Source organism: Pedobacter gandavensis, from assembly GCF_032678745.1.
In the GTDB taxonomy this organism is placed as follows: domain Bacteria; phylum Bacteroidota; class Bacteroidia; order Sphingobacteriales; family Sphingobacteriaceae; genus Pedobacter; species Pedobacter gandavensis_C.
Map to the genome: position 1 here is coordinate 1679932 of NZ_JAVTST010000001.1, position 17714 is coordinate 1697645.

General features: G+C 41.8%; 12 protein-coding genes and 1 riboswitch. Of the genes, 6 read left to right on the plus strand and 6 right to left on the minus strand.

Annotation, left to right across the window (positions count from 1 at the left end; all coding sequences use genetic code 11):
- The first annotated feature begins 14 nt into the window (after window positions 1–14).
- Both R2S10_RS06850 and R2S10_RS06855 read left to right on the plus strand, forming a co-directional pair.
- On the plus strand, window positions 15–1643 hold the full coding sequence (locus tag R2S10_RS06850; RefSeq protein WP_316839701.1) for a RagB/SusD family nutrient uptake outer membrane protein: 1629 nt from the start codon (window positions 15–17) through the stop codon (window positions 1641–1643).
- A gap of 49 nt (window positions 1644–1692) precedes the next feature.
- Window positions 1693–4218: a zinc-dependent metalloprotease gene (locus R2S10_RS06855; RefSeq protein WP_316839702.1), complete on the plus strand. Its 2526-nt coding sequence runs from the start codon at window positions 1693–1695 to the stop codon at window positions 4216–4218.
- A 98-nt stretch (window positions 4219–4316) separates the two neighbouring features.
- Here the strand turns inward: R2S10_RS06855 and R2S10_RS06860 are convergent, their stop codons facing one another.
- From R2S10_RS06860 to R2S10_RS06870, 3 genes are all read right to left on the minus strand, one after another.
- The gene (locus tag R2S10_RS06860; RefSeq protein WP_316839703.1) at window positions 4317–5309 is read right to left on the minus strand and encodes a cytochrome-c peroxidase; all 993 of its coding nucleotides are present in this window, start codon (window positions 5307–5309) and stop codon (window positions 4317–4319) included.
- Between the two features lie 54 nt (window positions 5310–5363).
- Window positions 5364–6131: a sulfite exporter TauE/SafE family protein gene (locus R2S10_RS06865; RefSeq protein ID WP_316839704.1), complete on the minus strand. Its 768-nt coding sequence runs from the start codon at window positions 6129–6131 to the stop codon at window positions 5364–5366.
- Window positions 6132–6227: 96 nt separating this feature from the next.
- The gene (locus R2S10_RS06870) at window positions 6228–6719 is read right to left on the minus strand and encodes a lipocalin family protein (protein WP_316839705.1); all 492 of its coding nucleotides are present in this window, start codon (window positions 6717–6719) and stop codon (window positions 6228–6230) included.
- A 190-nt stretch (window positions 6720–6909) separates the two neighbouring features.
- On the opposite strand from R2S10_RS06870, the gene R2S10_RS06875 reads away from it, so the two are divergent.
- From R2S10_RS06875 to R2S10_RS06890, 4 genes are all read left to right on the plus strand, one after another.
- The gene (locus R2S10_RS06875) at window positions 6910–8025 is read left to right on the plus strand and encodes a trans-sulfuration enzyme family protein (protein ID WP_316839706.1); all 1116 of its coding nucleotides are present in this window, start codon (window positions 6910–6912) and stop codon (window positions 8023–8025) included.
- 170 nt (window positions 8026–8195) lie between these two features.
- Window positions 8196–8309, plus strand: a riboswitch (SAM riboswitch).
- A gap of 232 nt (window positions 8310–8541) precedes the next feature.
- Window positions 8542–9849 carry an O-acetylhomoserine aminocarboxypropyltransferase/cysteine synthase gene (locus R2S10_RS06880; protein ID WP_316839707.1) on the plus strand — a complete coding sequence of 436 codons (1308 nt, stop codon included), beginning with the start codon at window positions 8542–8544 and terminating at the stop codon, window positions 9847–9849.
- A 24-nt stretch (window positions 9850–9873) separates the two neighbouring features.
- Complete coding sequence (gene metX, locus R2S10_RS06885; protein ID WP_316839708.1) at window positions 9874–10932, plus strand: alpha/beta fold hydrolase; 1059 nt, start codon at window positions 9874–9876, stop codon at window positions 10930–10932.
- A gap of 11 nt (window positions 10933–10943) precedes the next feature.
- On the plus strand, window positions 10944–12185 hold the full coding sequence (locus R2S10_RS06890) for a homoserine dehydrogenase (RefSeq protein ID WP_316839709.1): 1242 nt from the start codon (window positions 10944–10946) through the stop codon (window positions 12183–12185).
- A gap of 112 nt (window positions 12186–12297) precedes the next feature.
- On the opposite strand, the gene R2S10_RS06895 is transcribed toward R2S10_RS06890, so the two are convergent.
- The 3 genes from R2S10_RS06895 to R2S10_RS06905 are packed head-to-tail and all read right to left on the minus strand — an operon-like array spanning window position 12298 to window position 17685.
- Window positions 12298–13650: a dihydrolipoamide acetyltransferase family protein gene (locus R2S10_RS06895; RefSeq protein WP_316839710.1), complete on the minus strand. Its 1353-nt coding sequence runs from the start codon at window positions 13648–13650 to the stop codon at window positions 12298–12300.
- 50 nt (window positions 13651–13700) lie between these two features.
- A complete protein-coding gene (locus tag R2S10_RS06900) occupies window positions 13701–14948 on the minus strand; it encodes a competence/damage-inducible protein A (RefSeq protein ID WP_316839711.1) in 1248 nt (415 codons plus the stop codon).
- A gap of 10 nt (window positions 14949–14958) precedes the next feature.
- Window positions 14959–17685, minus strand: a complete 2727-nt coding sequence (locus tag R2S10_RS06905; RefSeq protein WP_316839712.1) for a putative LPS assembly protein LptD — start codon at window positions 17683–17685, stop codon at window positions 14959–14961.
- Window positions 17686–17714 lie beyond the last annotated feature (29 nt).

Consider the following 17714-nt stretch of genomic DNA (forward strand, 5'->3'; position numbering starts at 1 on the left):
AAAGATCAGCAATTATGAACCTTAAATATACCACCACTATCCTTATGGCAGGCCTGCTTAGCTTCAGCGCTTGCAAGAAAGACTTCCTGGATAGAAAACCTTTAAACCTGATTTCGGAAGCCACCTTATGGGGAGATCCGGAACTGATCAAACTATCCGTAAATGAGTTTTACAACTTCCTGAACAGTGGATACACCACCACATACCTACCTGCCGCCATTACAGACGACATACAGGTGATCGGTTCTGAAGAAAGTAAGATTTCAGGCTACCTGACCGGTGATTTCAATGCCACTACCTTTCCACAAAAAAACCTATGGAAAGACAGCTATGCACAAATCAGAAAGATCAATTACTTCCTGGAAAAAGCAGAAACTGCCCCGGTATTGAGCGTAGCGCAAAGAAAAGAAATGCTAGGACAAGCGCGCTTTTTCAGAGCCTTCGTTTACTTCCAGTTGTTCAGCAGTTTTAAGGATGTTCCTTTATTACTAAAAGCACAACCGATTGAAGAATCACAAGACAAGCCTTTTAAACTGAGCCACCAGGAAGGAATGGCCTTTATCGTTAAAGAACTTGCACAGGCTGTTGAAGAATTACCTGCATCATGGCCAAACACAGAGTACGGCCGCATTACCAGTGCTGCTGCACAAGCCTTCCAAAGTCGCGTGTTGCTATGGGCAGCCAGTTCCTTAACCAATCCAGCCAATAGTTTAGAGAAATGGCAGGCAGCTGCGGAATCCGCAAAAAAGGTGATGAACACAACTTACTACAGCTTACAAGCGGATTACAATGATCCTTTCCTAAAAAAGAATGTGTTACTGAAACCAGAGGTGATCCTGGAATACCGTTACAATGGCTTAAAAGGAGAAAAACAACATAGTTTCGATAAGAACAATAGTCCTTCGGGATACGGAGGAAAAGGCACCAATGCCCCTACTCAGGAGATTGTGGATGAGTATGAAATGAAAAACGGAAAGATGATCGGCGAAAGCGGATCTGGTTACCTGGCCTCCGACCCATATGCAGGTCGCGATCCACGCTTCGAAAAATCAGTATTATACAACAATGCCACCTTTAAAGGTAGAGCGGTAGAAACCTTTACCAAAGGTAAAGACATGCCAACCTCAAACCCGACACCTACAGGTTTCTACATCAGGAAGTTTATTGCCGAAGATTTCGACTATAACAAAGATCCGAATGTAACGAGTAGCACCAACTGGGTGATCATGCGCTACGCAGAAGTGCTATTAAACTATGCAGAAGCACAGAATGAAGCGATCGGACCAGATGTAACCGTTTATCAGGCCATCAATGACATCCGCAAAAGAGCCAAAATGCCGGAGCTTCCTGCAGGTTTAACTCAGCCGGAAATGCGCGCTAAAATCCGCCATGAGCGTAGAATTGAGCTGGCTTTTGAAGACCAGACCAGATACAACGACTTACGTCGCTGGAAGGAAGCAGGCAACACCCTGAATAAATCTGTAAATGGAGTAACCATTACCAAAGCCACTAATGGAACCATCACCTATGCTCCTAAAAAATCAGGCAGCAGGGTATTTACCGATAAAAACTACTGGCAACCGATTCCACTAACGGAAATCGCAACTAACCCGAACCTGAAACCTCAGAATGAAGGCTGGTAAGCCAATTTATTACGCACACAAATTACTTTATATACAATTTAACCTGTTCATGAACTTCGAATCTACCTTAAAACAGAAGAATAGCGCCCTGACAAAGGGCGCTGTCTTCATCTTACTTTCTGCATTAATCGGCGGAAATGCATTTGCACAGCAAACAAAATGGCCAGGCAGTATGGCCGGAAAAGCCGTACAGGATACTACCGCTAAAAACTCCGCTGCAAAAAAAAGCAGCATCAAAAAGTTCTCAGAAATTATCCCTGCCGGCACTAAAGCCGACCAAGGGCTATTCAACGTGTATAAAGTGGACCAGAAATACTTCTTCGAAATCCCAGACTCATTACTAGGCAGAGACCTCCTTGTAGTGACCAGATTTACACAAACACCGGTTGCATTGAGAGAATCAAGATCTCAATATGGTGGGGAAATGATCAACAACCAGGTATGGAACTGGGAAAAACGCGATAAGCAAATCTTCATTAGAGTGCCTAACTTTAAGTACGTGGCCGATAAATCCTCTGATTTACACCAGGCACTGGAAAACTCAAATGCCCTACCTATTCTTGCGGCTTTTGACATCAAAGCATTCAGCGCAAATGGAAAAGGTGTGGTTATCGACGTTACCGATTTTTACAATGGAGATATCCCTGGAATGTCATTACCGGAAGGCCTGAAAAAGACCTATAAAATTGCTGGTATAGACAACACCCGCTCTTTCATTGATACCGCAAAAAGTTTTCCTACCAACATAGAAGTGAAAACGGTAAAAACTTATAGAACGCCAGAATTGCCAACAGATAAAACCGTTGGTGCCATGACTTTTGGTTTAAATACCTCTATGGTGTTGTTGCCTAAAGAGCCGATGAAAGTGCGTATGGAAAACAAAAGAGTGGGTTACTTTACCGAAAGACAATTGGATTTTGGTCTTAGCGACAAACACGTTACTCCTACTGCATACATCCAAAGATGGAGGTTAGAGCCTAAAGATGAAGCCGCTTATAACCGTGGCGAGCTGGTAGAGCCGAAAAAACAAATCGTGTATTACATCGACCCTGCCACACCAAAAAAATGGGTTCCATTCTTAATTCAAGGGGTGAACGACTGGAATACTGCTTTTGAAGCCGCAGGTTTTAAAAATGCGATTGTCGCAAAAGAAGCACCAACACCAGAACAAGATCCGGAATTTAGTACGGAAGATGCACGCTATTCTGTGATCCGTTACTTCGCCTCTTCTACAGAAAATGCTTACGGACCAAGGATCGCCGATCCAAGATCCGGAGAGATTATAGAAAGTCATATTGGCTGGTACCATAACGTGATGTCATTATTGAGAAGCTGGTTCTTTGTACAAACAGCAGCCATTAATCCGGCAGCAAGAGGCTCAGAAATCAGCGACGCACAAATGGGTCAACTGGTTCGCTTTGTGTCTTCTCATGAAGTTGGACATACAATTGGTTTATTGCACAACTTTGGTTCAAGTGCTGCTTTCCCGGTAGATTCCCTACGTTCAAAAACCTTTACTGCTAAATATGGCACCGCACCTTCTATCATGGATTATGCGCGTTTCAACTATATCGCACAACCTGGCGATGGCATCACAGAGATCTATCCTAAAATTGGCGCTTACGACCAATACGCGATTAAATTTGGTTACACTTATTTCCCTGCAGCGCAATCTGTAAAAGAGGAGAAAAAGACACTGGATGCGATGGTATTGAAAAAATCAAAAGATCCTTTGTACTTCTATGGAAAACAAGGTTCTATTGACCCACGCGCACAAAGTGAGGATCTGGGCGACAATGCCATGAAAGCAAGTACTTATGGAATTGAAAACCTAAAGAGAATCCTTCCTAACCTGGAAAAATGGACTTATGAGCCAGGTAAAGAACTGGAAGACCTGAGCGATTTATACTATGAAGTAATCCGTCAGTACAGACGTTATGTAAACCATGTGGTAGCTAATGTAAGCGGCCTACAGGAAGACCTGAAAACGGTTGATGAGCCGGGTGCAGTATTCAGCTATACGCCAAAAGCAAAGCAACAACAAGCCATTGCTTTCTTAAACAAACAGGTTTTCACAACCCCTAACTGGTTATTGAATACTTCAATTTTAGCAAGAGTAGATTATGGGGTAGTTAACCACAGAATTACAGAAATGCAAAATCAGGTCCTGACTTCCCTATTGGAAACTTACGGCTTTGCCAGAATGATTGACGATGAGCAAAAGAACGGAGCGAATGCGTATACCGTAAACAACCTGCTAACAGATTTACGTACTTCAATTTTCAATTCAGAAACACCAGATGTTTTCAAAAGATCATTACAAAGATCTTACACAGATCGTTTAGGTGTACTGCTAAAACTGGATAAACCAGTGGTAGAATCGGGTTATGCGATTATGGGCATCACCCCTTACAACCCAAATATTTCTGACATGAGACTAATTGTGCGCTCAGAATTGAAAAAACTACAGAGCAATGTGAAAACATTACAATTGACGGCAACCAATCCTTTGATCAAAAGTCATTACGAGGACCTGGCAGACCGCATCAATAAATTATTAAACCCTAAGGTTTAATCCAAAGCAACTCCTATCCTGGTGACGCTATAAAAAAAAGGCCATTCCTGTTGATTCGGGAATGGCCTTCTTGTTGAGTTACTTTTAGCACTATAAGCTTATTGAAGCGTCATTTTATAGATAAAGTCCTTATCGGTTAATGTTTTCAAAAAGGCAACGACCTTTTTCTGCTCCTGATCCGTTAATGGGATTCCTGCTTTTCCATTGGTCTGCATCATAGGATCTAAATCTTTCTCCTGATGTACACCACTTGCATAATGTACCATCACTTCCTCCAGCGTATTGAAACGGCCATCATGAAAATAAGGGGCCGTAACCTCAATATTTCTTAAAGAAGGAACCTTAAACTTTTTCACCGGATCATTGGCAGTAGAAGTTCCTATATTCCTGGAAGACTCATCGGTAAACAAATCTCCAGCATGACAACTTGCACACTTTTCTTTGAATATTTTCAAGCCTTCCAATTCTGCTGGCGTAAAAGTATTTTCCTGTTTCACCACCAATTTATCATAACGTGAATTTGCAGACACCAACGATAACAAGTACTGCTCTATCACCCCGGTCATATCGCTTTCCTTGATCGTATCTACACCTAAAACCGATTTAAAATAATGTTTATAGATCGGCGAAGCATTCAGTTTTTTCACCACATTCTCCATCGTCTCTCCCATTTCTGCCGGACTGGTTAAAGCATTAATTGCTGTATTGCGCAAATGCGATTCTCTTCCATCCCTAAAAAAGGAAGTCTTCCATTGCAGGTTCATTAAAGCAGGCGTATTCTTTGTCCCATGGATGTTTTCATTTACTCCAGGATTGATTTTTATCCCTTTACTCGCATAACCATCCGTTTGATTGTGACAGGAAGCACAAGCCACTTTCCCATTCTTGGAAAGTAAGGCATCATCAAACAACTTTTGTCCGAGGGTAACCCCTTCTACTGTTAAGGCAGGTCCTTGTTGCACTATTGCCGGAAAATTAACCGGCCTTCTTACCGCAACATCAGTCTTAATGGTCGACAAGCCAAAGGCGAAAACAGCCATCACCAATGCAAAAATCAAAATCGCAAATACAAATATTTTATTCTTCTTCATTAAATATCAATTGGGCCTGAAAAGGAAATCCTCTCCAACACCATAAAACAACAATTAGCCCTTGATAAAAATATCATAGGCAAACCTCAGGATCGTCCCGAAAACCACTATTAAAAAAAAGATGCGTATAAATTTATTCCCTTTTAGCAGGGCGAGTTTAGTACCTAGAAATGAACCCCCAACATTACAAAAAGCCATAGGTATGGCAAACTCATAAAGGATATGCCCCGTACTTCCGAAATAACAGATGGCGGCGATATTGGTGGCCATATTGATCAGCTTTGCACTCGCACTCCCATGTAGAAAATCATAACCCATTAAAGCAATAAAAGCCAGGATAAAAAAGGTACCCGTTCCAGGGCCAATTAAGCCATCATAAAAGCCGATGGTAAACCCAAATAACAAACCGATCAGCACTTGTTGCAATACCGTATGCTCCTTTTCCTGATGAACACCAAATTTCTTATTGAAATACGTATACACCGCCACCACAATTAGAATGGCGAAAACGATGGGTTTAATAATGCTATTATCGATGAGCGTAATGCTGTGCGCACCCAGCACAGCCCCAATAAATGCTGCTATTGCAATATAAATCAGCAATGGCCAGTTCAACTTTACATTTTGGGAGTATTTCCATGCCGCGAAAGCAGTTCCGGAAAGAGAAGGGATTTTTGTGGTCCCAAAAAGGGTAGCCACCGAATATTGAGGTAACACAATCATAATTGCAGGCGTTTGCAATAACCCACCACCACCAACAATCGCATCTATAAAACCGGCAAAAAAAGAGACTATACAAAGTATAATCAGGTCTGACATCATAGTATTCCCTTAATGCCGCAAAATTAGGCTTTTTTAAGCACAAAAAAGGGACCCAACCACGAGTCCCTTCAACCTAAACCAAATTTAACCAAAAATTTACTTTGCTGCTTTCGTGAAATTTAACACGATGTATGCAGTTGAATTACCATATTCCACTGGTGATTTGATCACCAATGTTTCTTTTGAAGAAGTAGAAAGTACCAAACGGTAACCTTCAGTTATGTTTTTCGCTTTATCACCTTCATAGATTTTCTTAAACTGGAAAGTCTGATCTGGTACACTTGCCGACCAATAAATAGATTGTGTTCTTGCCGCGCAATTGCCACCACCTGGCAAGCTGTAACTACCGTTACCACTATTGGTTAATCTCCAGGTACCACCAACAAAGCAATTTGGAGCTGCTTCGCCAAATAATGATTTTACAGAAGCTTCAGGAATGCCTTCATAAGTGATATCATTCAATACCCATGTACCAGTTACATCACCTCTTTTAACCACTTCGGTACCTGATCCACCTTTTGGAGAGCAACTTTGCAATACCATTAATGAACTACATAAAATGGCCGCGATTAGGAATATTCTTTTCATATCAATCTATTTTTTTATTTGTTTAATTTTTCGTGTTGTTGTTGACCCTGCTGACAAAAATGTACTTTTTACCATAGAAAGTCACAATGCTGTTTCAATTACATAAATCTTGCCAAAACTTCAACAGAATAATTTTTACCTTTAGCTTTGTGGGGTTCAGATCCCTGATTAACTATTTATCCTCCTGAAAATGAAACCAGAAACTTTAGCTATACATTCCGGAAATTTGTACGAATCCGCCACTGGTGATGTGACACCGCCTATTAATTTGTCCACAACCTTTTTTAGAGATGAAGATGGTGGCTATTCTGGCGGACATATGTACAGCCGTGTCAGCAACCCAAACCGCTCTTCATTAGAGAAAGTATTGACCGATCTTGAAAATGGTGTAGATGCCTGCGCATTTTCTTCTGGGAACACCGCAGGGATGTCCCTTTTTCAGGCCTTAGCACCCGGCAGCCACATCATCGCTCCTGATGATATGTACTGGGGCTTTAAAAAACAATTGCAATCCATCTTCGCAGATACCTTAACGATAGACTTTATCGACCTGACGGATCTTTCTCAGATTCCAGCTTATATAAAAGAAAACACGGTGATGATCTGGGTGGAAACACCTTCTAATCCCTTATTGAAAATCACTGACCTTGCGGCAATCTCAGCGATTGCAAAAAAACATAACCTTTTACTGGCCTGCGACAGCACCTTTGCTTCTCCATGCCTGCAAAAGCCAATTGAACTTGGTGCAGATATCGTGATGCATTCTTCTACCAAATATATCGGTGGACATAGCGATGTACTCGGTGGTGCTTTAATCACCGCTAAAATGACCCCTTTCTGGGATAAAATTAGGAATATCCAACAGATTGGTGGTGCAGTACCTTCCCCATTCGATTGCTTTTTACTACTAAGAAGTATCAAAACCCTGCCTTACCGAATGCGTGGCCATTGCGAAAATGGAATGGCATTGGCAAAATACCTGGAAAAACACCCTAAAGTGGAAGCCGTATTTTACCCAGGACTACCTGCCCACCCCCAACATGAAATTGCCAAACAACAAATGAGCGGCTTCGGTGGAATGTTGTCGATTTTAGTGAATGGTGGTGCCCAGGAAGCAAGAAGGGTAGTCAATACAGTAAGGTTATTCGCACAGGCAACCAGTCTGGGTGGCGTAGAAAGCCTAATTGAACACCGCGCCTCTGTAGAAGGCCCGGATACCAAGACCCCACAGAATTTAATTCGGATCTCTGTAGGACTGGAACACATAGATGATTTAATCGAAGATTTTAAGCAGGCATTGGGTTAAAAATCCAATAACATCAAAGATAGTAGCCGTTATAACTTCATTTTATAACACTGAAATTCAATTATTTACAAAATAATCAGAATTATATTTTGGTTATTTTGTGAATATCCTTACATTTGAATTATTCTTAGCGAAAGCTATTCAAGTCAACACCCCTTCAACTGGGTTTTGATTTATAAAGAAGTGGCGAGAGACAGGCTCTTTGACCCACTGGCAACCCTCCCAAAATGGAGAAGGTGCCAATTCCTGACCGGTTCGCATGGTGCGTTCTGGAGAGATAAATTAAGACAATGAAAACAGTTAAAATGACATCCGATTTTTTCAATTATTGTAGTAAGCAGCGTACAATTTGTATGTGCTGTTGCATGCGATAAATTCAAAAATCTTCCTTTTGCATTCTTGATCCATCCGGAAGGCCTCTATTGAGGTACGCTATACCCCTATATCCAATCCTAATTTCTAATCAGGAGCTGGAAAACCTAAGACTTTCCTTTTCAACCATTTAAAACAAGCCGCATGTCAACCAACCATAAATTCGAAACCCTTCAAATACACGCAGGTCAGGAAATTGATCCTACAACAGGCTCAAGAGCTGTACCTTTATACCAGACTACTTCTTATGGATTCAAGAATTCTGAACATGGTGCCAACCTATTCGCTTTAAAAGAATTCGGTAACATTTACACTCGAATCATGAACCCTACTACAGACGTTTTCGAAAAACGCGTAGCAGCTTTAGAAGGTGGTGTGGCAGCAGTAGCTGTGGGCTCAGGAATGGCGGCTCAATTCATCGCTTTAAACAATATCCTGGAGGCCGGAGATAACTTCGTTTCTTCTTCACATTTATATGGTGGTTCTTACAACCAATTCAAAGTAGCTTTCAAACGCCTAGGTATTGAAGTGAAATTCGCCAATGGCGATGATGCCTCAGACTTCGAAGCGAAAATCGATGCAAATACCAAAGCAATCTATCTGGAAAGTATTGGTAACCCATCATTCAGCATCGCTGACTTTGAAAAGATATCCGCTATTGCCAACAAACATGGTCTTCCTTTAATCGTAGACAATACATTTGGTGCAGCAGGATACTTATTCCGCCCACTGGAACATGGTGCCCATGTAGTAGTTCAATCGGCTACAAAATGGATCGGCGGACATGGTACCAGCATTGGTGGTGTGATCGTTGACGGTGGAAATTACAACTGGGGTAACGGTAAATTCAAACAATTTACAGAGCCTTCTGAAGGATACAATGGATTGGTGTTTAACGATGTTTTTGGTATCGGCGGCCCATTTGGTAACATTCAATTTGCCATCCGTGCCAGAGTAGAAGGCCTTAGAGATTTCGGTCCTGCCATCTCTCCTTTCAACTCCTTCCTATTGATCCAGGGATTAGAAACACTATCACTTCGTGTACAACGTCATGTAGACAATGCTTTAGCATTAGCAACATGGTTAGAAAACCACGAAGCCGTTAAAAAGGTGAACTACCCCGGTTTGGAAAGCAGCCCTTACCATGCCAATGCGAAGAAATACCTGCAAAATGGTTTCGGTGCTGTACTTTCTTTTGAACTTCATGGAGAAAAAACTCAGGCCACAACATTGGTTGATTCCCTGAAATTGGTGAGCCATGTAGCCAATGTAGGTGATGCGAAAACGTTGATCATTCAGCCTGCTGCAACTACACACCAACAATTAAGCGAAGCAGAACAAATCAGCGCGGGTGTTACACCAAACCTGTTGCGCGTTTCTGTAGGCATCGAGCATATTGACGATATCAAAGCGGATTTTGAACAGGCATTTGCCATCATCTCCAGTAAATAATCACCTTACTACCAAAGCATCACAATGAGTACTACCTCCACATATACCCACACAAAAGTTTTCAAACTTGAAAGCGGCAAGAAATTGCGCAAAGTCGAGCTTGCCTACCAGACGTATGGAAAATTAAACGCCAAAAAAGACAATGTGATCTGGGCTTGTCACGCGTTGACAGCCAATGCAGACGTATTGGATTGGTGGAAAGGTCTGTTTGGAAACAATGACCTGTTTAATCCTGAAGAACATTTCATCATTTGCGCCAATGTGTTAAGCTCCCATTACGGCAGCACCAGCCCATTAAGCGTAAACCCAACCACAGGACTGCCTTATTACCTAGCTTTCCCGGAAGTCACCATCCGTGATATGGTAGCTGCACACCGTTTACTGGCAGCACATTTGGGTATTGAAGAGATCAAAGTACTTATTGGCGGTTCATTAGGTGGCCAACAAGCCGTAGAATGGGCAATCGAAGATAGCTCAGCCATACAAAACCTGATCCTGGTAGCTACCAACGCCGTACATTCCCCATGGGGAATCGCTTTCAATGAAAGTCAGCGTTTAGCCATCAGCTCCGACAGGTCTTTCTACGCCAACAAACCTGATGGCGGATCAAAAGGATTAAAAACAGCACGTAGCATCGCCTTACTCTCTTACCGCAGTTACGATGCTTATACCGCTACTCAATTGGAGAGCGTAAATGAAAAAACAGGCAGCTTCCGCGCTTCCTCTTACCAAAACTACCAGGGCGAAAAGCTCTGCAAGCGCTTCAATGCCTATAGTTACTGGTACCTGAGCAAAGCGATGGACAGCCACAATGTTGGTAGAAACAGAGGCAGCATCACCGATGCATTGGCCTCTATTAAAGCCAATACCCTGGTGATCGGGATAGAAAACGATGTGTTATTCCCGATTTCTGAACAACAGTTCCTGAGCAAACACATTCCTGACGCAGAATTTTTTAGTGTAAACTCTGCCTATGGTCATGATGGATTCCTGATTGAAACGGATGTCCTGACCAATGTGATCGGGAACTTCCTTAAAGAAAGCACAAACAAGAAAATAATTAAATTACATAAAACAGCATAGTACTTAGATAGATGAGCAAGAAACTTAAAATTGGTTTATTTGGATTTGGAGTGGTAGGACAGGGATTACATGACATCATTCGTGGTCAGGACCTAAACCTGGAGATCATTAAAATCGCCATCAAAAATCCAGAAAAGAAACGCAGTTTAGACGCGCACCTTTTCACTACCGATCACGACGAAATCCTGAATAACGAAGAAATCAATACCATTGTAGAATTGATCGATGATGCTGATGCAGCGTATTCAATCACAAAACGCGCATTAATCAGCGGTAAAAATGTGGTTTCTGCCAATAAAAAAATGATTGCCAATCACCTTGCTGAACTGGTAGCCCTACAGGAAAAACATGGCGTATCTTTATTGTATGAAGGTGCAGTATGTGGAAGTATTCCAATCATCAGAAACCTGGAAGAATACTATAACAATGAATTGCTACATGGCATCAGCGGAATCTTTAATGGTTCATCAAACTATATTCTTTCTAAGATTTTCAATGAAAACATGGAATATGGTGTAGCGCTGAAACAAGCACAAGACCTTGGTTTCGCAGAAACTGATCCGATTATGGATGTGGGTGGTTATGATCCAAAGTTCAAACTGGCGATTGCTACAGCGCATGCTTATGGCTTGTTTATCGACCCTACTGACATTCTGAATGTGGGCATTCAAAACCTGAATGACGACGATATCAGATATGCAAAAGAGAAGAACTTTAAGATTAAACTGGTTCCTACAGCACGTAAAATCAGCACAAAACAAGTGGTAACTTATGTATTGCCAAAGTTTGTAAAATCCGACGACTTCCTTTTCAACGTAGAAAATGAATACAATGGCGTAACTGTTCAGGCAGCTTTCGCAGACAAGCAGTTCTTTTTCGGTAAAGGCGCTGGTGGTCACCCAACAGGTGCTGCCGTACTTTCCGACATCGCTGCCTTAAGATATGATTACCGTTACGAGTATAAAAAGTACCATCAGCAAAATGGTTTGATCCATACCGACAACGTAAACATCGAAGTATACCTTCGTTATTCAAATGAAGATACCCTTGCTCAATTGCAGGTAGAGAATATTGTAGAACGCTTTTCGCGTCAGGACTACAAATATGTAATCGGAAGCATCAGCTTGAAAACACTATTGGAAAACCGCAGTTTACTAGAGCAAAAAGAGATCTTTATTGCCCATACCGGAAGGTATACTTACACGGAACAACAGGTGCAGACTGTAACTGAAGAAGAAGTGTTTTTTAACTAGTAGTTTTTTTGTTTTGATCGTAAAAAGGCCCCGAGTTTCTCGGGGCCTTTTTCGTTTAAGCAGCTTTTCTAAAATAAATCAACGCTTACCTTAGAATGGATAGCTCTTATATTTAAATTTCTCTGTTGACATCCCAGTTTTCCAGGTAATCAGCCACACGGCGCACAAATGATCCACCTAGAGAACCATCTACTACCCTATGATCGTAAGACAGGGAAAGGAACATCATGTGACGGATCGCAATCACATCACCATATTCAGTTTCCAATACTGCTGGTTTCTTTTTAATCGCACCTACCGCTAAAATAGCTACCTGAGGTTGGTTGATAATTGGTGTTCCCATTACGTTTCCAAAAGAACCAACGTTTGTCAGGGTGAAAGTTCCACCTTGTGTTTCATCTGGTTTCAATTTAGAGTTACGCGCACGTACCGCCAGGTCATTTACAGATTTTGTTAAACCCAATAGGTTCATCTGGTCTGCATTTTTGATCACCGGTACAATCAGGTTACCACTTGGCAATGCTGCCGCCATACCAATATTAATATCTCTTTTCTTGATGATCTGTGTACCATTCACGGAAACATTGATCATCGGGAAATCTTTGATGGCTTTAGTTACCGCTTCAATAAAGATCGGTGTGAAAGTGATCTTTTCATTTTCACGTTTCTCAAAGTTACGTTTCACCTTTTCACGCCACATCACCATATTGGTCACATCAGCTTCCACGAAAGAAGTAACGTGTGGGGCATTCTGTACGCTCATCACCATGTGATCAGCAATCAGCCTGCGCATCCTGTCCATCTCAATGATTTCATCGCCGCCACTCACGCTAACTGCAGGCGTTGCCTTTGCAGCTGGAGCTATCGGTTTAGTAGGACTTGCAGGCGTAGGCGCCGCTGCCGGTGCTGCTGCCGAAGCAGGTTTCGCTGTACCAGCTCCTTTTTGTTGTATATAATTTAAAAGATCGTCTTTTGTCAATCGGCCTTCTGCTCCTGTTCCTATGATGCCATCCAGCTCCTTCAGTTCAATATTTTCCTGAGCGGCGATGTTCTTCACCAATGGAGAATAAAAACGATCTGAGCCTGCTGCAACCACTTCCTCAGCGTTCTCATTTGACAACAACTGTTCTGTACCTGGAATTTGTGCTAAAACAGCTTCTGCATGTTCCTCAGGAACCGCCGTTTCTATAGCCTTTTCCGTTACTGGTGTTGCTGCTGCATTGGCATCTGTTTCGATAATTGCAATAACTGCACCTACCTGAACTACTTCATCTTCATTAAATAACTGCTTAATTAACTTACCGGCGATTGGTGATGGAACTTCAGAATCCACCTTATCTGTAGCTATTTCTAAAATCGTATCATCCAATTCTATCATATCTCCTGGTTGTTTAAGCCATTTGATAATGGTTGCTTCCGCAACGCTCTCCCCCATTTTAGGTAACAATAATTCGTATTGAGCCATTTTTTATTTTCTAATTGGTATCCGCAACAAAAGTAAAGTATTTCGGACACTTAATCCTCATGTTGCCTGAGTTCATTCAAAATCATTGATAGTGCGGCGGCAGCAGAGCGCTCAATATTCTGTGTTCTTTTGTTGCCAAAGCTGAAAACTTTAGACACCACACCTTTGGCATGAGCTACTGCAATCCAGACAGTTCCAACAGGTTTATCTGGCATGCCACCATCCGGACCAGCGATGCCACTTACAGCTACTGCATAGTCTGTTTTAAAATTTTCAATTGCCCCTACAGCCATCTCTTTCACCGTTTCTTCACTCACGGCACCATATTTAGCCAAAGTCTCGGCTTTAACACCCAAAAGGGACATTTTCAGGTCGTAGGAATAGGTTACTGCCCCACCTTCATACACCGAAGAGCATCCGGGATGCTGGGTAATCAAATGCGCAATAAATCCACCGGTACAGCTTTCTGCAGTGGAAAGCGTCAGTTTTCTTTCCTCCATAAAGTTCAGAATGACCTTTTCCAGAGGAATATCTTCTTCCGCAACTACATGTTTCTTTATTCTGGTGATGATCTGCTGCGCATGGAAATCCACGGCGGTTTTCAATGCCGCTTCTTCTTCACCAGTCGAACTTAAGCGCAAACGCACCTGTCCGAGTTTAGGAAGGTAAGCCAGCTTAATGGCATCTGGTAAGCTATTTTCCAGGTCTTCAATTTCTATGGCAAGAAAAGACTCACCAATATTGGAAGTAAGAATAGTTTTATGATAAATAACCGGCAGTTTAAATGCCGCTTTAATCCTTGGAATGATTTCATCATCCATCAGGTACATCATTTCAAAAGGAACGCCCGGCATCGAAACAAAGATCTTTCCATGCTCCTCAAACCACATACATGGCGCGGTACCATTTTTATTCTTGATAACAGTACAACCATCAGGAACATCTGCCTGCTTCCTGTTCAGCTCGATCATTGGCCGGTTTACACGGTCAAAAATCTCGGTCACATGGTTTAGGGTTTCTTCATCTCTGCGGAAACCCATATTGAAATATTTAGCAAGGGTCACTTTGGTAATGTCGTCCTTTGTCGGGCCTAAGCCACCAGTCATTAAGATCACATCAGCCCTGCTTTCTGCAAGCCTCAATGCCTCCATAATGTGTTCAGCATCATCGGAAACAGAAGTGATCTGTTTCACTTTCATGCCAATCTGGTTCAACTGTTTGGCCATCCAGGCGGAATTTGTATCCACAATCTGACCGATAAGAATTTCATCGCCTATGGTAATAATTTCTGCCAGCATATGAGGGGTATTAATATCTCGTGTAGTAGTTCTTTCTTTTGCTCAGTTTCAGATCCTGTAATACCGAAGCTTTTACCTTAATATCTACGGAATACATTTGTTGAGTTCCGAAAGGAATCCAACTGAAACTCATGTCCCAGCAATGCATGTCGCGATAGATTCCAAATCTGGTAATTGAAAAATTATTGGTATCAAAGTTCCATCCTGAATCAAAAGTCACTTTCCATTTTGGAGTGATATTGGCATCCCCATTAAAAGACAAGTTATTGGTCAGTCGGGTGTTTCTACCATTAGGATCGGTAGCATAATTAAAGCTATATCTAAAAGCAAAGTTCCATGGAATATTAAAGTCGACAAAAGCATTTGGATCTCTGCTCACCAAAGCCAGCGCTTCCGCTTGTTCTGGTGTCATTCCTTTTTGCAGGGCCTCATCCTTACGGTCCTGTTCAGTATTATTTTTTCGCTTTAAGGCTTCCGGATTCAGACTATAATCAAAAGACAGGTTGAAATTGGTCATACGAGGCAGTTGACCTCTTTTCCAGGTATATTCATTAACCACTTGTTTTGTGGTGATCTTGGTTACAGGATCAGTTACTTCCCTAGCCTGATATGGATTCAAAGTTGCACCATAATTGACCTGAAACTTCTCGGAAAAAGGGGTACTTCCTGAAATGCTGATATTGGCCAATTTAAACTGCTTTGCCAGAAAGTTATAAGAAGATCCAATGGATAAGTTGTTGATGATGGGCACTTTCTTCTCTCCTTTTCCAGTGGTATCATTAGGAACCGCCACCTTTGCTTCCACATTATTCTGGATAGAGAAATTTAGGTTAGCTGCTCTTCCGTTAGTAGGCGCGCCATATAACAAGCCTTCCTGTTTAGGGTAATATAATTGTTCTTTCTTACCATCAATCACAGTATATACAGGATCCCCATTCTCATAATTCGCAGGTAAATAGTTTCCGAATTTAGGATCCGCAAAATTAGGCGTATATCCAAAACCAATCTGAGGCGTCATCACATGTCTGATCGCTTTCAACTTACCTAAATTCTTAAATTGTGCAAGAGAATATATTTTAGTAGACACACCACCACCTACAGTATAGGTGCCATAACGGTTGAAACCAGGAATAGTATCTATTCTCACCAAATCAGGTCCACCACCAGTGGCTTTCATGAACTCTTTTCTGATAGATTGAAAATGCCAACGTTCTACATAATTAACACTCGTATTGAAGTTAAAATTCAATAAACTAAAATTCATCGCAATTGGAATATTATGCTGGAATCCATTTCTGAATTTATTCAAAGTTTGTCTTTTTAACAACAGGCTGTCTGCTGCGGATACAGAGTTGGAACTTTGCATCGTATAACCTACAGAAATCTTTTCATACCACCTTGGCTCACCAACTGTATTCCTGGAAGCAAAAGGATAAATATTTCGGGTCATCCCAAGGTTCATATCAGGCAATTGCAAGTTCGTTACCCCTTTAGAAATATCCTGATCCACCCTTGCCGCAAGAGAAAGGTTAAATAAACCACCTGCAAGCATTTTGGTATAGGCAATGGAAGAGTTCATGTTATTAGCAGACAACTGCGTTGGATCATAATACCCTCCAACAGCCGTATTCTTATTAAAGCCCCTACTTGCAAGATTTACACTGGCAGAAAAAGTACTTCCCGGATTTGCATTGGCATTCTGACTATGCGACCAGCGGATGTTATAATCTTTTACCGGTTTATAGCCCGGTGTTCCTTCGATCCCATAACGGTTACTTCCATATGTTAAAGCGATATTACCATTGTACTTATACCTTTTCGTATAATTTGAAGTCATATCCAGTTGGTAAGAACCACGGGTATAAATTGTTCCTAAAATCTTCGCGTCCCAATAATCATTCAAGCCGATATAATAACCACCCTCTCTAAGGAAAAATCCACGGGTATAATCCTCTCCCGGAGTTGGCAATATAAATCCGGACGACTTTTTATTAGGCTTTGGAAAAAAGGCGAAAGGTAAGCCCAATGGCAAAGGAATATCTTCTATTTCCAAATAGACTGGTCCGGTAATGATTTGCTTATCGGTTACAATCCCTTTGGTAATGTGAATTCCGAAATGGGGATGTGGTAAATTACAGGTACTATAAAGTTGACCCTTACTGTGAATCTCATCATCAGGTTGTTTTTTAGCGATACCTCCGGAGAAGAATCCACCCTCCTGCTCCGTAAACACACCGTAAATTTTTCCTGCATGGGTGTCCATATTGTAGCGTAGGGAGTCGGCAATGGAATTCCCTTGTCCCGGCATCTTAAAGATGGGCCTGCCTACATATTTACCTTTTGAGTTTTTTACCCCACTGGCAAACATGGTTCTGGTTTTTTCATTAAAGGTGATGTAATCGGCATCAAGTTCCAGGCCCTGATAAACCACCCTTGCTCTTCCGTACAGGTAAACTGTTCCGTTTTGCTTATTCACTTTTATAGAGTCTTTGGCCGAATACTCGAGTTTTTCGCTGACCGTATCCTGTGGCGCAGTTTTTATTCCGGGGCTTTTTGCCCCAGGGGTATTAGCCGGGGCCGTGGTTACGGGAGGACTACCAGTCGTAGCACCTTGATTTCCCTGCTTTGGGCGGGTTTGCTGTGGACTGGAAAAAACAGAAAATACAAATCCCAGAATACCAACAAATGTCAATAAAACAAGGCGTTTAAAAAAAATGATGTCGCTTAAAAGTTTCAAATTCGTGTGTGAATGTTATTTTTGCATTA

Coding starts and splice junctions, on each gene's coding strand:
- metX (WP_316839708.1), top strand. CDS start 9,874: ATGAGTACTACCTCCACATATACCCACACAAAAGTTTTCAAACTTGAA.
- R2S10_RS06860 (WP_316839703.1), bottom strand. CDS start 5,309: ATGAAGAAGAATAAAATATTTGTATTTGCGATTTTGATTTTTGCATTG.
- R2S10_RS06900 (WP_316839711.1), bottom strand. CDS start 14,948: ATGCTGGCAGAAATTATTACCATAGGCGATGAAATTCTTATCGGTCAG.
- R2S10_RS06895 (WP_316839710.1), bottom strand. CDS start 13,650: ATGGCTCAATACGAATTATTGTTACCTAAAATGGGGGAGAGCGTTGCG.
- R2S10_RS06890 (WP_316839709.1), top strand. CDS start 10,944: ATGAGCAAGAAACTTAAAATTGGTTTATTTGGATTTGGAGTGGTAGGA.
- R2S10_RS06855 (WP_316839702.1), top strand. CDS start 1,693: ATGAACTTCGAATCTACCTTAAAACAGAAGAATAGCGCCCTGACAAAG.
- R2S10_RS06865 (WP_316839704.1), bottom strand. CDS start 6,131: ATGATGTCAGACCTGATTATACTTTGTATAGTCTCTTTTTTTGCCGGT.
- R2S10_RS06875 (WP_316839706.1), top strand. CDS start 6,910: ATGAAACCAGAAACTTTAGCTATACATTCCGGAAATTTGTACGAATCC.
- R2S10_RS06850 (WP_316839701.1), top strand. CDS start 15: ATGAACCTTAAATATACCACCACTATCCTTATGGCAGGCCTGCTTAGC.
- R2S10_RS06870 (WP_316839705.1), bottom strand. CDS start 6,719: ATGAAAAGAATATTCCTAATCGCGGCCATTTTATGTAGTTCATTAATG.
- R2S10_RS06880 (WP_316839707.1), top strand. CDS start 8,542: ATGTCAACCAACCATAAATTCGAAACCCTTCAAATACACGCAGGTCAG.